The sequence below is a fragment of the Lysobacter enzymogenes genome, from assembly GCF_017355525.1.
Taxonomy (GTDB): domain Bacteria; phylum Pseudomonadota; class Gammaproteobacteria; order Xanthomonadales; family Xanthomonadaceae; genus Lysobacter; species Lysobacter enzymogenes_C.
In genome coordinates, this window is the sequence record NZ_CP067395.1 from 5,805,288 (window position 1) to 5,818,805 (window position 13,518).

Consider the following 13,518-nt stretch of genomic DNA (forward strand, 5'->3'; position numbering starts at 1 on the left):
GCCAGAAAACGCAACGGGCCCGCGAGGGGCCCGTTGCGCTTGAATCTGGCGGAGAGGGGGGGATTCGAACCCCCGGTACGCTATAAACGTACGCCTGATTTCGAGTCAGGTACAATCAACCGCTCTGCCACCTCTCCGGGTGCAGTCGAGCCGCGTATGTTACGGGCTGTCGCGCGTCTGGGCAAGCGCCGCGCGCATCGATTTTCGTGCTGGCGCGTTTGCCGTCGGCGCGCCTGCCCCGGCGCCGCGCGCAAAGCCGGCGCGCCCGGCGCGGGGCTACACTAGCGGCCCCCCACGCACTCACACGGTTGCGCCCATGTCCGAAATCCTGGTCCCGGTGTCCTTTGGCGAACTGCTCGACAAGATCGCGATCCTGCAGATCAAGTCCGAGCGTATGAGCGACGAAGCCAAGCTGGCCAACGTGCGCGCCGAACTGACCGCGCTGGAGCGCACCTGGATGGCGCACCCGGCCGCCGGCAACGACATCGTGCGCCTGCGCGCCGAGCTCAAGGCGGTCAACGAGCGCCTGTGGGTCATCGAGGACGACATCCGGATCAAGGAAAAGCGCCAGGAGTTCGACGCCGGGTTCATCGCCCTGGCGCGTTCGGTCTATGTCGAGAACGACGTGCGCGCGCGGGTCAAGAAGGAGATCAACCTGGCCCTGGGTTCGACCTATGTGGAGGAGAAGTCCTACCAGGACTACGGCACCGGTCCGGTCTGAGCGGCCGTTGCCGGCGTTCGGATCGCCGGCGGGCCGGTTCGCCGCCGGTGGCGGTCTCGAATTCAGCCGGTTCGGGCGGGCCCGCTTCGGATAAACCGTTCGGGCCAGTCCGCTCCGGGCGACGGGCTTTGAGTCCGCTGGCGCCGAGCCGACCCGCTACGAGCCGTGCCGCCGCTGGTCCTCAGCCCTGCGCCGCCAACTGCGCGCGCACGTCCATCAGCGCGAAGCCCAGCAGATTGAGCCCGCGCCAGCGCTCCGGCCGGGTCGCGTCGGCATGGTCGGCGGCCAGTCCGATGCCCCAGACCGCGTCGACCGGGCTGGCTTCGACCAGCACCTGCTCGCCGGTGCCGAGCAGGAACGCGCCCAGCGCCGGGTTCTGCGCGAACTTGGCCCGGTTGCCGGCGACCACCAGCGGGTAGCGCCGTTCGGCCCATAGAGTCTCGTCGAAGCCTGCGATCTTGCGGCCCAAGGCCTTGACCTCGGCCGGGTCGTCGCTGGCGAGGATGCGCGCGGCGATCGCCGCGTCGCCGAACAGCCGCGCCTTGCCGGCCATCATCCAGTGCTCGGCGGTCGCGTAGCGCTCGCCGTCGAGTTCGAACCCGGCCGGGTACCACTGGCTGAAGCAGCTCTTGCCGACCTCGCCGGGCTTGACCCGGTGGCCCCAGAAGCACAGGTAATCGAAATGCGCGCCGCCGCGCACGGCGGCGAGCAGCGGGTCCAGCGAAAGCGGGGTCATGCGGGCGGTCCTTGCTTGAACGGTGGGGGACGCGCTCAGCGTCCCGGATGGTCGGCGCGATAGCGCTCGAATGCGGCGACGCCGTCTTCGACGGTAATCAGGTCCATGACCCCGTCGTGCTCGATCTTGGTGCCCCAGGCGATTTGCGCCGCCGATTTGCCCAGGTACTTGCGCGCGGCGTCGTCGTAGCGGTCGGCGCAGTAGCGCAGGTCGCTGTAGGGACCGCTGCGCGCCGGGTTGCTGGCCGCGTGCAGGCCGAGCACCTTGGTGCCCATCGCGTTGGCGATGTGCATCGGGCCGGAATCCGGGGTCATCAGCAACTGGCCGCGTTCGAGCAGGGCCGGCAGTTGCTTGAGGGTGTCCTTGCCGACCAGGTCCAGGGCGGGGTGGGCCATCGCCGCGACGATCGCGTCGGTGGTGTCGCGCTCGAGCTGGCTGCGGCCGCCGCACATCACCACCCGCCAGCCGCGCGCGGCGGCGTGGTCGGCGACCGCGGCGTAGCGCTCGGGGCGCCAGTTGCGCAGGGTGTGGCTGGAGCACGGCGAGATCAGCAGCGTCGGGGTGCCGTCCTCGGGCCACTGCGCACGCGCCCATTCGCGCGCGTCGTCGGGCACCGGCAGGTCCCAGACCACCTCGGTCTGGCGCAGGCCCAGCGGTTCGCAGAAGCTGCCGATGGCGTCGAGCACGTGGATGCCGGGGCGGTCGGGGATGCGTTCGTTGACGAACAGGCCGTGCAGGTCCTTGGAGCGCGAGCGGTCGTAGCCGATCCGCCGCGTCGCCGGCACGAACGCCGACAGCAGGTTGGCGCGCGCGGCGACCTGCATCTGCAGCAGCGCGTCGAACCTGCCGTCGCCGCCGATCAGGCCGCGTTCGCGCAGGCTCCGGCGCAGCGCGCGCATGCCGGCCCAGCCGCTTTTCTTGTCGTATTCGACCAACTCCACGCCGTCCAGGCCTTCGAGCAGGCGGCGCTCGCCCTTGCCGATGATCCAGGCGATGCGCGCCTGCGGCCGGGCCTGGCGCAAAGTGCGCACCAGCGGCACCACGTGGGTGACGTCGCCGAGCGCCGACAGGCGCAGCAGGCAAAGATTCGGGGCGGGCCCCAAAGTCGGTTGGTTCGGGGTCATTGGTTCACGCGACTTGTTAGACTCGGACGGATGACGGGTTATGACGCCGCCGAGGGACTGACGCCGTACCGCGACGAGAGCGGCTACGGAGCGATTCTGTTCGACCGCGCACGGGTGCAGCAAGCCGCGCCGGACTGGTTCGCGCCCGCGCACTGGGGCGAGCGCGCGCGGCCGGTCGACAGCGGCGGCCGCGGCGGGGCCTGGTTCGTCGACGCGCCGTTCGGCCCTGCGGTGCTGCGCCGCTACCTGCGCGGCGGCCTGGTCGCGCGCTTCAACCGCGACCGCTACTGGTGGCGCGGCGGCGACCGCACCCGCAGTTTCGCCGAGTTCCGCCTGACCCGCGAGGCCGCGCGCCGCGGCCTGCCGGTGCCGGCGCCGATCGCCGCGCTGTACCGGCGCGAGGGCGGCCTGCAGTACCGCGCCGCGATCCTGGTCGCGCGGCTCGACGACGTGCGCTCGCTGGCCGACCGCGCCGCGGTCGCCGGCGACGGCGCGCCGTGGGAGGAAACCGGCCGGCTGATCGCCCGCTGCCACCGCGCCGGGCTCGACCACGCCGACCTCAACGCCACCAACCTGCTGTTCGACCCGACCGGCCGCGGCTGGGTGATCGACCTGGACCGCGGCCAGTTCCGCATTCCCGCCACCGGCTGGCGCGAACGCAACCTCGCCCGGCTCAAGCGCTCGCTGCTGAAACTGCGCGGTTCGCGCACGCCCGAGGAGGTCGAACGCGACTTCGCCCGATTGCGCACGGCCTATGACCGCGCCTGGGAACGTGGTTACTAGAAGAAGACAGCGAAGAACGGGTGGCGACGGGATGTTTGCAAGGGGGGCGGAATGACTTGGCGGCTGCGTCTGCACGGTGTCGGCAATGCGTCGGCGGTGGAACTGGGATCGGCGATGGCCACGCTGGAGCGCGACGGCGAGCCCTGGCTCACCGTGGATTGCGGCGGCGAGGGCCTGACCGCGTTCCTCGCCCACTACGGGCGCATGCCCGAGGCGGTGTTCCTGACCCACGCGCACATGGATCACATCGCCGGTTTCGAGCGCTTGTTCGTGGCCCACTATTTCGATGAGGCCCGGCGCGGCAAGCCGCGGCTGTACATCCCGGCGCCGCTGGTGCCGCTGTTGCAGCAGCGCGTGGCCGATTACCCCAACGTGCTGGCCGAGGGCGGGGTGAACTTCTGGGACGCGTTCCAGCTGGTGCCGGTCAGCGGCCACTTCTGGCACCGCGGCCTGCGCATGGAAGTGTTCCCGGTGCGCCACCACTGGCCCGACAGCGCGTTCGGCCTGCGCCTGCGCGGCAGCGCGGTGTGGACCGGCGATACCCGCCCGATCCCGGAAATGCTGGCCAAGTTCGCCGACGAAGGCGAACTGATCGCGCACGACTGCGCCCTGCACGGCAACCCTTCGCACAGCGGCATCGAGGACCTGGAGCGCGAATACTCGCGGGCGTTGCTGCAACGCTGTGTCCTGTATCACTACGCCAGCCGCGAGGAGGGCGACGCGCTGGCCGCGCGGGGGTATCGTGTCGGCAGGCCCGGCGAGGCCATCGACCTGGCCGACCCCACTGCCGCACAGGTGCCGCCTTCGTGAATGCCGCTGCCGACCGCCTCGTCCCGCTCGCCGCCGCCGGTCCGCTCGACCGCCGAGGCCGGCCGCTGCGGGACCTGAGGCTGTCGCTGATCGAGGCCTGCAACTTCCGCTGTCCCTATTGCATGCCGGCCGAGCGCGTGCCGGACGACTACGGCCTGGACGCCGCGTCGCGGCTGAGCTTCGACGAGATCGAGACCCTGGTGCGCGGCTTCGTCCGCGTCGGCGTGCGCAAACTGCGCCTGACCGGCGGCGAGCCCTTGCTGCGCAAGAACCTGCCGGAACTGATCGCGCGGCTGGCGCGGATCGACGGCCTCGACGACTTGGCCCTGACCACCAACGGCGCGCTGCTGGCGCGGCAGGCGCGCGCGCTGCGCGAGGCCGGGCTGCGCCGGCTGACGGTGAGCCTGGACGCGCTCGACCCGGACCTGTTCCGGCGCCTGTCCGGCGGCCGCGGCGACATCGCCCAGGTCTGGGCCGGCATCGAGGCCGCGCGCGCGGCGGGGTTCGGGCCGCTGAAGATCAATACGGTGGTCCAGCGCGGCGTCAACGAAGACCAGGTGCTGGCGCTGGCCGAACGCTTCCGCGGCAGCGGCGACGTGCTGCGCTTCATCGAGTACATGGACGTCGGCAACTGCAACGGCTGGGACGCGCGCGGCGTGGTCGGTTCGCAGGAACTGCGCGACGCGCTGCACGCGCGCTGGCCGCTGCGCGCGCTGGATGCGCAGTACCGCGGCGAAGTCGCCTCGCGCTACGCCTACCGCGACGGCGCCGGCGAAGTCGGCTTCGTGTCCTCGATCAGCGCCCCGTTCTGCGGCGACTGCCACCGCGCCCGGGTGTCCGCCGACGGCCGCCTGTACACCTGCCTGTTCGCCTCCGAAGGCAGCGACCTGCGGCCGGCGCTGGCGCAGGGCGAAGCCGCGCTGGTCGAGCGGGTCAGCGCGATGTGGAGCGGGCGCAACGACCGCTACAGCGAACTGCGCGCGGCCGATGCGCCGCGGCCGAAGCGGCATGTGGAGATGTTCCTGATCGGCGGTTAGGCGGGCAGGGCGGCGATGGACAGACTCGACTCCCTGCAACGCGACGGCTACGCGTACTGGCCGCAGGCGTTCGACGCGCACGACGCGACGGCGCTGGCCGCGTTGCGCCATGCCTGCGAGGGCGCGGCCGCGGATTCGGGGCCGGATCCGGACGCCGGCGATCGCGACCTGTTGCGCGAGCCGTGGTGCGGCGAGCTGGCCGCCCGATTGCGCGAGCGCCTGGCCGGCGCCGGTTTGCTGGCGCAGGACGCGGTCGCGGTGCAGTGCACGCTGTTCCGCAAGAGCGCGAACCGCAACTGGAAGGTGACGCTGCATCAGGACCTGTCGATTCCGGTCGCCGCACGGGTGCAGGATGCGCGCCTCTCGGCCTGGTCGCGCAAGCAAGGCGGACACTTCGTCCAGCCGCCGGCGGAGTTGCTGGAGCGCCTGCTGGCGGTGCGTCTGCACCTGGACCCCTGCGGCCCCGGCGACGGACCGCTGCGGGTGGTGCCGGGCTCGCACCGCCACGGCCGGCTCGATGCCGCCGCGGCGGCGGCCCTGCGCGCGAGCCAAGGCGAGACCGCGTGCACCGCGCAGCGCGGCGATCTGCTTATCATGCGGCCGTTGCTGCTGCACGCCTCGTCCAAGGCCACCCGGCCGCAGGGGCGGCGGCGCGTTCTGCATTTCCTGTACGGCCCGCGCGAACCCGGGTACGCACTGCACTGGAGTGTTTCGATTTGAAATCCAAGCGAGCGAGCCAACCGGCGGCCCTGACCCACCTCGACCGCGACGGTCGGCCGGCGATGGTCGATGTCGGCGCCAAGCCGGCGACCGCGCGCGCGGCGCTGGCGCGCTGCCGGGTGCGCTTTCCCGCCGCGGTGGCCGCGCAACTGCGCGCCGGCGGGATGACCAGCAAGAAGGGCGCGGTGATCGACACCGCGATCGTCGCCGGCACGATGGCGGTCAAGCGCACGTCCGAGCTGATTCCGTTCTGCCATCCGCTGCCGATCGACGGCTGCCGCTTCGCGGTGGCATGGGACGGCGACACGTCCTTGTCGATCGAATGCGAAGTGCGCACCACCCACCGCACCGGGGTGGAGATGGAGGCGCTGACCGGCGCCACCGTCGCCGCGCTGACCGTCTACGACATGTGCAAGGCCTTGTCGCATGCGATCGTGATCGGCCCGGCCAAGCTGGTCGCAAAGCGCGGCGGCAAGCGCGATTTCGGCGCGCTCGCGGGCGCGGACGCATGAGCCGCTTGACCGTGCTGTATTTCGCCAGCCTGCGCGACGCCGCCGGCGCCGCCAGCGAATCGGTCGAGGCCGACGCGCGCGATCTGCGCGCGCTGTACGAGGCCTTGCGCGCGCGCCACGGCTTCGCCTTGCCGGTCGAGCGCCTGCGCGTGGCCGTCGACGGCGCGTTCGCGCGCTGGGACGAGGCGCCGCGCGCGGGCAGCGAAGTGGCGTTCATTCCGCCGGTGTCGGGGGGCTGAGCGATGATCTCGATTCCCGCCGACGCGCGTTTCGCCTTGTCCGATGCGCCGTTCGAGATCGCGCCGCTGCGCGAGCGGCTGCTCAGCGCCCACGCCGGCGCCTACGCCAGTTTCGAAGGCTGGGTGCGCGACCATCACGGCGGCCGCGCAGTGTCGGGCTTGCGTTACGAAAGCTATGCCGAGCTCGCGCTCAGCGAGGGCGCGAAGGTGCTGGCCGAGGCGCGCGAGCGCTTCGCGATCGTGGATGCGTGTTGCGTGCACCGGGTCGGCGACCTCGCCATCGGCGAACTGGCGGTGTGGGTCGGCGTCAGCGCGGCGCATCGCGATGCGGCGTTCGCGGCCTGCCGCTACATCATCGACGAGACCAAGGCGCGGGTGCCGATCTGGAAGCGCGAGCGGTATGCGGACGGCGATGCGGACTGGTTGCATCCGGAGCCGCCGGCGGCGGGTTGAGCCGGGGCGGGGAGGAAAGCGTCGGGACGCACACCGCACTCAGGCACATGCCCCCATCGCCGCGATCGGGTAGCGTCGGACGCCGGACCGGATCGAGGAAACGCCGCCATGCGCCTGCGTTCGCTGTGCTTGCCCTGGTTGTTGTGCGTCGCGCTTCCGGCGGCGGCCGGCGAGCTGTTGGTCGGCAACAAATCCGCCGACACCGTCTGGCGGCTGTCGCTCGAGGACGGACGCAAGCTCGGCGAATTCCCCACGAATCGAGCGCCGCACGAAATCGTGGTCGCGCCCGACGGCCGCACCGCCCTGGTCGCCAACTACGGCGGCAGCGACGCGCCCGGCAACACCCTCAGCGTGCTCGACCTGAGCGGCAAGGCGCCGCCGCGGATCGTCGAACTCGGCCGCCACGGCCGCCCGCACGGCTTGCGCTTCCTGCCCGGCGGACGCGAGGCGCTGGCGACCACCGAGGCCTCGCAGCAGTTGCTGCGGATCGACATCGCCAGCGGCCGGATCGTCGCCGAGATCGCGCTCGGCGAAGGCAAGGGCCATATGGTCGCGGTCGCCGCCGACGGCAAGAGCGCGTACGTGACCAAGGTCGACCGCGGCACGCTCAGCCGCATCGATCTGGGCGCCAACCGCAAGCTCGAGGAAGTCGAGGCCGGCAAGGGCGCCGAGGGCGTCGCGGTGCGGCCCGGCAGCGGCGAGGTGTGGGTGACCAATCGCGAGGCCGGAACGGTGACCGTGCACCAGCCCGAAACGCTGGCGGTATTGCGCACGCTGCCGAGCCCGGGTTTTCCGATCCGGGTCGCATTCACCGCCGACGGCCGCCACGCGTTGGTCAGCAACGCGCGCGCGGCGACCCTGTCGGTGTTCGATGCGCAGCGCAAGCGGCCGCTGGCGACGGTGGCGTTGAGCCGCGACGGCGCGGAGTACCGCGACACGATGCTCGGGCGCGCGGCGCTGCCGATCGGGGTGGTCGCCGACCCGGTGCGGCCGCGGGTGTATGTGGCGATCAGCGGCGGCGACGAGATCGCGGTGATCGACCGCAAGAGCTGGAAGCCGGTGGCGTACTGGAAGACCGGGCGCGAGCCGGATGCGGTGGCGGTGGCGGTGGCGGGGAAGTGAGGCGGGCTTGCGCGTGAGGGGGTAGCTCCGGCCCGAACGCAGGGCGTTCGGGCGTTCGGCGCGGTGCGGGTCGGTGGCTCGCAGGCGATGTGCCTTGTCCCGGCCCGAACGCATGGCGTTCGGGCGTTCGGCGCGGTGCGGGTCGGTGGCTCGCAGGCGTTGCGCCTTGCCCCGGCCCGAACGCATGGCGTTCGGGCGTTCGGCGCGGTGCGAGGCGAGGGTTTGCAGGCGCAGCGCCTTGCCCCGGCCCGAACGCATAGCGTTCGGGCGTTCGGCGCAGCGCGAGCCTTTGGCTCGCAAGCGCTGTGCCTCACCCCGCAAAAAGGCGGCGGCCCCGCAAGCGTGACTCCGGCGCCCGAATCGACCGATACCGTTGCTGCCTTCCGGCCCTGGCGGGATTTTCGATCTATCGTCGCGGAGGCGCCAACGGGGCCACCATAGGTTCTCGCTGACGGCGGCGTCCGATTCGCACGGGGCGGACCGATCGCTGCCGGAGGGGCGGCATTCTGCCTGAAAGCGGGGCCGCGGCGCAAACCGGTCGCGCGGCGGCGCGCGCAGGCGGCCGTGCGCGGGTGCGCGGTCCCGCGTCGCGTCGCGGAACGCCGGCACCTGAACGCTTTATCATCCGCGCATGCGCATCGCAGTCGTATCCGATATCCATGGCAACCTCGCCGCGCTCGAAGCGGTGCTGGCCGACCTGCGCGACCGCGGCGTCGAGCGCGTGCTCGATCTGGGCGACCTGCTGTCCGGCCCGCTGCAGCCGCGCGAGACCTGCGACCGACTGATCGGGCTGGGCTGGCCGACCATCGCCGGCAACCACGAGCGCCAGGTGCTGCACGATCCGCCCGAACGCATGGGCGAATCCGACCGTCACGCCGCCGCGCGCCTGCGCCCCGACCAGCGCGACTGGCTGGGTTCGCTGCCGCCGACCCTGCGCCTGGACGAGGTGCTGATGGTCCACGGCACTCCGGACAGCGATCTGCACACGTTCCTGGAAACCGTCGACGCCGACGGCATCCGCGCCGCCACCGCGGCCGAAGCCGCCGCGCGCGCGGGCGACGCCGACGCGCGGCTGATCGTGTGCGGCCACACCCACACCCCGCGCGTCGTGCGCCTCGCCGACGGGCGCCTGATCGTCAATCCCGGCAGCGTCGGCCTGCAGGCGTATGCGAGCGAGCTGCCGCATCCGCACCGGGTCGAGATCGGCAGCCCGCATGCGCGCTACGCCATCGTCGAGCGCGGCGCCGGCGGCGAATGGAGCGCGCAGCTGCTGCAAGTCGAGTACGACTGGAACGCAGCGGCGGCGCTGGCCGAGCGCAACGGGCGGCCGGACTGGGCCAGGGCGCTGGCGACAGGTCGGATGTGAGCCGCCGTCCGAACGCGGCCGCAGCGCGGACCGCCCGCAGCAACGACGTCGGGCCCACGCCGCGCGCACCGGCGCGGCGCGCGCCGCCGCGTGCGCGGCCTGCGCCGCCGGCGGTATTCTCTGCGGACATGGCTATGGAGAGCCTATGGACCGTCTGATGCGCCGGATGCTGCGGATCGCCGCGCTGCTGCTGGCCTGCGCGCTGGCCGCGGGGCCGGCCGCCGCGGCCGAGCCCGCGGACGTGCTGCAACTGGCCCTGCTGCCCGCGGACGTGCCCGACCAGTCGTACCAGTTCGCGCGCTCGCAGCAGGCGCAGCCGCTGTTCCGCGCGGTGCCGGGCCAGTCGGTCGAGGTGCGCGGGCGCCAGGCGCGCTGGTGGCGCCTGACCGCGACCCGCGACATCGACGCCAAGGACGCGCCGCAGCTGGTCATGTCGCATCCCTTCCTCAAGCGCCTGGAAGCCTGGCGCCCCGGCGACAGCATCGGCGTGCGCCGCGCGCTGTACGGCGAGGACAGCGACCTGAGCCATTCCGCGCTCGCCCATGTGGTGCCGCTGCCGCAAGGCCTGCGCGCCGGCGAATCGGTGTACGTGCGGATCCACTCGCGTTCCAACGTGGTCTCGACGTTCTCGATCGTGCCGCTGGCCGAGGTCTACGCCCGCGACGGCGCCTACAACCGCCTGCGCACCTTTTTCCTGACCGCGCTCGGCGTGGTGGCGCTGCTCTCGATCGGCTTTTCGATCTCGCTGCGCCAGCCCGGCTACGCCTACCTGGCCGCGACCCTGCTGACCCAGGTCGTGACCCTGGCGATTGAAGGCGGCGACTTCCGCGTCGATCCGTGGCTGTCGGCGATCGCCACCGACCGCCGCACCCAGTTCCTGCTGAACACCACCGCGGTGCTGGCGAGCGTGCGCTTTCTGATGTTCTTCCTCGACCTGCCGTCGACCCAGCCGCGCGTCGCGCGCGTGCTCAACGTCTGCAGCGCGGTGCTGGGAACGATCCTGGCGGTCTCGGTATTCCAGATCTGGCCGGCGACGGCGTACTTCGGCAACATCGTGCTGCTGGTGGTCATCGCGGCGATCGTGGTCGCCTGCGTGCGCGCGATCGCCGCGCGCCGGATCGAGGCCTTCATCCTGTTCGCGGCGTGGGCGCCGCTGATGCTGGTGCTGGTGGTGCGGATCGGCGGCCAGGCGAAATGGTGGCCGAACTTCGAATGGCTCGGCGTCGCCTATCCCTGGGTGGTGACCTTCGGCGGGCTGGTGCTGCTGATGGGCTTCACTCACCAGCACGGCACGATCCTGCGCGGCGCGCTGCGCCAGCTCAGCCGCGACCGCGACTCCGCGCACCGGCGCGCGGCCTACGACGGCCTGACCGGCGCGCTGACCCGGCCGGCGTTCGAGGACGCGCTCGCCAGCGCGGTCGCCGGCGCGCACGCCAGCGCCGCGCCGCTGTGCGCGGCGTTCCTCGACGTGGACCGGTTCAAGCTCATCAACGACGTGCACGGCCACGCGGTCGGCGACGAGGTGCTGCGCATCGTCGCCAAGCGCATCGGCAACCGCCTGCGCGGCGACGACCGCCTGTGCCGCTACGGCGGCGACGAAATGGTGCTGCTGCTGCCCAACACCGCGCTGGCCGAAGCGATGCGCATCGCCGAGTACCTGCGCGACGCCGTCGTCGCCAGCCCGTTCGCGATCGACGGCGTCCTGGTCGAGGTCGACGTGAGCCTGGGCGTGGCGCAGTTGCGCGGCGGCGAGCCCGCGGTCGACCTGCTCAAGCGCGCCGACGGCGCCTTGTATGCGAGCAAGCGCGGCGGGCGCGGGCGGGTCACCGGCGAAGACGGCCCGGAGCTCGCCGCCTGACCTGCGCGCGTGTCGGCGGATCTGCAGGTCCGACGCTCCGCGCTGTGCCGCCGCGAAACCGCGGCGCGCGAACGCGCCGCGGGCCTTCGCTCAGCGCTGCACCACGAACTGCTCCATGCTCGCGTTCAAGGTGTTGCATTGCTCGAACACCAGGCGTTCGCGATTGGCCGTCGCATACGACTCGTGATTTCCCATCAACTGGCACGACTGCCATTTCACGAACGGCATGTCGCCGTTGCGCGGCCGGTAGGTCACCGGATAGCAGCCGGCGCTGACCTCGGCGCTGTGCGCCAGCGCCGCGTCGGTGCAGGCGATGAAGCTGAGGTTGGCGTTCCTGGCGTCCCAGCCGCAGTCCATCAGCTTGCTCGCGCGCGAGCGCAGCTCGAAGCGCACGCCGCACACCAGCAGGGTCTTGACCGTGTTGTTGTGCGGGCCCGGCGGCAGGTCGAAGAACACCGAGCGCAGGTTCGGGTCGGTGTTGCACTGGATCCACGAGCCGCCGTAGACGTTGACGTAGCCGCCGCGGGCGAAGCGCAGCAAGGTGCCGCTGCGGTATTCGAACTTGCAGTCGCGGAACCAGAAATTCAGGAACTGGTCCTGCTGGCTGTAGGCCGGCGACATGCCCGAATGCAGGAACGCGTCGCCGAACACCACGTCGTTGGCCAGATGGCAGCGGTTGAACGACCACTCCGAGTTGAGGTTGGACTTGTCGTCGCCGTCCAGGCCGATCACCCGGTTCCACGGGCCGCGCCATTCCACATCGTCGAAAGCGAAGTCCTGGTTGCTCTGGCCGCCGCTGACCGACGACCAGCAGTACATCCAGTTGAGCCCGGCGCGCGCGCTGCGGAAAGTGATTTCGCGCACCCGCAACTGGCGCACCCGGCCGTGCGCGGTCAGCAGGTTGCCGCTGTAGGGATCGCCGCCGCCGGCCGGCGCGTCGAACAGGATCTCCGAGCAGCGCTTGCCCTGGCCTTCGATGGTGTAGCCGTTGATCTTGTCGCCCGGCGAACCCTTGGGCAGCAGCGCGTCGGCGCGGGTGACGCGGTAGATGCCGGCGGGGAAGTACAGGTGATGGGTCAGAAAGCCGTTGCCGTTGCGCGAGGCGAACACGGCGTCGCGGGCTTTTTCGATCGCGGCAGTGTCGTCGGCGCTGCCGTTGCCGACGGCGCCGTAGTCCTTGACGCTGATGCGGCCGGGAGGAACCGGGTCGGCCGCGGCAGCCGACTGCCGGCGCGGCGGCGGCGCGCCGCCGACCGGCGCTTGCGCGGAGGCGGAGGCGCCGATCTGGGCGACGCTGCCCGCGGCCGCTGCGACGCCCGCGCCGGCGACCATGCCGGCCGCGCCGATCAGCTTGCGGCGCGCGCGCGAGGCCGGCGCGGCGTCGCCGGCCGGGCCGTTGGAAGACTGTTTGCTCATGCGGATTCCTTGCGTGGATCACTCGGTAGCGATCGCGTCGCCGCATCGCGCGGCGCGCGCACGTTCCGCGCGGCGTGTCGTGCATTCCCCTGCAGGCCGCGAGGCGCGCGCAATCTAGAAGGCGGTCGTCATGCGCGAATGCGAACAGCGGCGCAATTCGCGGCGGGTGTGACAAATGTCGTCTGTAATCGTTCGTGCGAATGCGCCGGCAGTCGCGCTTGCGCGTCGGCGCTGGTTTCGAAGACTGCGGGCGATGCTTGCGCGTGCCTTTGGCGTTTGTCGCGTTCGGGCTGCGACGCGACGTCGATCGCTCCCTGTAGGAGCGGCGCCGCGAAACCGCACTTGCGTCGTAAGCGCGATGTCGCGGTCGCGGCTCGCGCCGCGCCTACAGGGAACCGCCGCGAAAACATCGTCGCGGCAAAAACAAAAAGCCCCCGATCGCTCGGGGGCTTTTCATGGATCTGGCGGAGAGAGGGGGATTCGAACCCCCGAAGCGCGGTTTAGACGCTTACACACTTTCCAGGCGTGCTCCTTCAACCACTCGGACACCTCTCCGGAACTGTCCGGCCGCCAGCGGCGGGCCGTGCAGGGCCAGGGATTCTAGCCGGCGCGGCGCCGATG

General features: G+C 71.6%; 14 protein-coding genes, 2 tRNA genes and 1 other RNA gene. 11 read left to right on the forward strand and 6 right to left on the reverse strand.

What is annotated here, in order from left to right:
- Window positions 1–46: 46 nt before the first annotated feature.
- Window positions 47–137, reverse strand: a tRNA-Ser gene (locus JHW38_RS24620).
- Between the two features lie 179 nt (window positions 138–316).
- On the opposite strand from JHW38_RS24620, the gene JHW38_RS24625 reads away from it, so the two are divergent.
- The gene (locus JHW38_RS24625; RefSeq protein WP_207523895.1) at window positions 317–721 is read left to right on the forward strand and encodes a DUF6165 family protein; all 405 of its coding nucleotides are present in this window, start codon (window positions 317–319) and stop codon (window positions 719–721) included.
- Window positions 722–902: 181 nt separating this feature from the next.
- On the opposite strand, the gene JHW38_RS24630 is transcribed toward JHW38_RS24625, so the two are convergent.
- Together JHW38_RS24630 and JHW38_RS24635 are read right to left on the reverse strand one after the other, a co-directional pair.
- Entirely contained in the window at window positions 903–1,457 is a 555-nt protein-coding gene (locus JHW38_RS24630) for an NADAR family protein (RefSeq protein ID WP_207523896.1), read from the reverse strand.
- A gap of 35 nt (window positions 1,458–1,492) precedes the next feature.
- Window positions 1,493–2,581 carry a glycosyltransferase family 9 protein gene (locus JHW38_RS24635; RefSeq protein WP_207523897.1) on the reverse strand — a complete coding sequence of 363 codons (1,089 nt, stop codon included), beginning with the start codon at window positions 2,579–2,581 and terminating at the stop codon, window positions 1,493–1,495.
- Between the two features lie 30 nt (window positions 2,582–2,611).
- Here JHW38_RS24635 and JHW38_RS24640 point away from each other — a divergent pair, with 30 nt between their 5' ends.
- From JHW38_RS24640 to JHW38_RS24675, 8 genes are all read left to right on the forward strand, one after another.
- Window positions 2,612–3,364: a 3-deoxy-D-manno-octulosonic acid kinase gene (locus JHW38_RS24640; protein WP_207523898.1), complete on the forward strand. Its 753-nt coding sequence runs from the start codon at window positions 2,612–2,614 to the stop codon at window positions 3,362–3,364.
- 51 nt (window positions 3,365–3,415) lie between these two features.
- Window positions 3,416–4,174, forward strand: coding sequence for an MBL fold metallo-hydrolase (locus JHW38_RS24645; protein WP_207523899.1), 759 nt, complete (start codon window positions 3,416–3,418; stop codon window positions 4,172–4,174).
- The gene (moaA, locus tag JHW38_RS24650) at window positions 4,171–5,211 is read left to right on the forward strand and encodes a GTP 3',8-cyclase MoaA (protein ID WP_207523900.1); all 1,041 of its coding nucleotides are present in this window, start codon (window positions 4,171–4,173) and stop codon (window positions 5,209–5,211) included. The genes JHW38_RS24645 and moaA overlap by 4 nt, the downstream gene beginning before the upstream one ends.
- Before the next feature lie 15 nt (window positions 5,212–5,226).
- Window positions 5,227–5,931, forward strand: a complete 705-nt coding sequence (locus tag JHW38_RS24655) for a phytanoyl-CoA dioxygenase family protein (RefSeq protein ID WP_207523901.1) — start codon at window positions 5,227–5,229, stop codon at window positions 5,929–5,931.
- Window positions 5,928–6,443, forward strand: coding sequence for a cyclic pyranopterin monophosphate synthase MoaC (moaC, locus tag JHW38_RS24660; RefSeq protein WP_278249802.1), 516 nt, complete (start codon window positions 5,928–5,930; stop codon window positions 6,441–6,443). Before JHW38_RS24655 ends, moaC begins: the two co-directional genes overlap by 4 nt.
- The gene (locus JHW38_RS24665; RefSeq protein ID WP_207523902.1) at window positions 6,440–6,682 is read left to right on the forward strand and encodes a MoaD/ThiS family protein; all 243 of its coding nucleotides are present in this window, start codon (window positions 6,440–6,442) and stop codon (window positions 6,680–6,682) included. The genes moaC and JHW38_RS24665 overlap by 4 nt, the downstream gene beginning before the upstream one ends.
- A 3-nt stretch (window positions 6,683–6,685) precedes the next feature.
- The gene (locus JHW38_RS24670; protein WP_207523903.1) at window positions 6,686–7,135 is read left to right on the forward strand and encodes a molybdenum cofactor biosynthesis protein MoaE; all 450 of its coding nucleotides are present in this window, start codon (window positions 6,686–6,688) and stop codon (window positions 7,133–7,135) included.
- 108 nt (window positions 7,136–7,243) lie between these two features.
- Window positions 7,244–8,257, forward strand: a complete 1,014-nt coding sequence (locus tag JHW38_RS24675; protein ID WP_207523904.1) for a YncE family protein — start codon at window positions 7,244–7,246, stop codon at window positions 8,255–8,257.
- A 332-nt stretch (window positions 8,258–8,589) separates the two neighbouring features.
- Here JHW38_RS24675 and ffs read toward each other — a convergent pair.
- Window positions 8,590–8,686: signal recognition particle sRNA small type (gene ffs, locus JHW38_RS24680), an RNA gene on the reverse strand.
- Window positions 8,687–8,888: 202 nt separating this feature from the next.
- On the opposite strand from ffs, the gene JHW38_RS24685 reads away from it, so the two are divergent.
- Together JHW38_RS24685 and JHW38_RS24690 are read left to right on the forward strand one after the other, a co-directional pair.
- Window positions 8,889–9,623, forward strand: a complete 735-nt coding sequence (locus tag JHW38_RS24685) for a metallophosphoesterase family protein (protein WP_207523905.1) — start codon at window positions 8,889–8,891, stop codon at window positions 9,621–9,623.
- 145 nt (window positions 9,624–9,768) lie between these two features.
- Window positions 9,769–11,481: a GGDEF domain-containing protein gene (locus JHW38_RS24690; protein WP_207523906.1), complete on the forward strand. Its 1,713-nt coding sequence runs from the start codon at window positions 9,769–9,771 to the stop codon at window positions 11,479–11,481.
- Between the two features lie 90 nt (window positions 11,482–11,571).
- On the opposite strand, the gene JHW38_RS24695 is transcribed toward JHW38_RS24690, so the two are convergent.
- Both JHW38_RS24695 and JHW38_RS24700 read right to left on the reverse strand, forming a co-directional pair.
- Window positions 11,572–12,897 (reverse strand): glycosyl hydrolase family 28-related protein, encoded by a 1,326-nt coding sequence (locus JHW38_RS24695; RefSeq protein WP_207523907.1) that lies wholly within the window; start codon window positions 12,895–12,897, stop codon window positions 11,572–11,574.
- A gap of 462 nt (window positions 12,898–13,359) precedes the next feature.
- Window positions 13,360–13,452: transfer RNA gene (locus tag JHW38_RS24700), tRNA-Ser, on the reverse strand.
- Window positions 13,453–13,518: the final 66 nt, after the last annotated feature.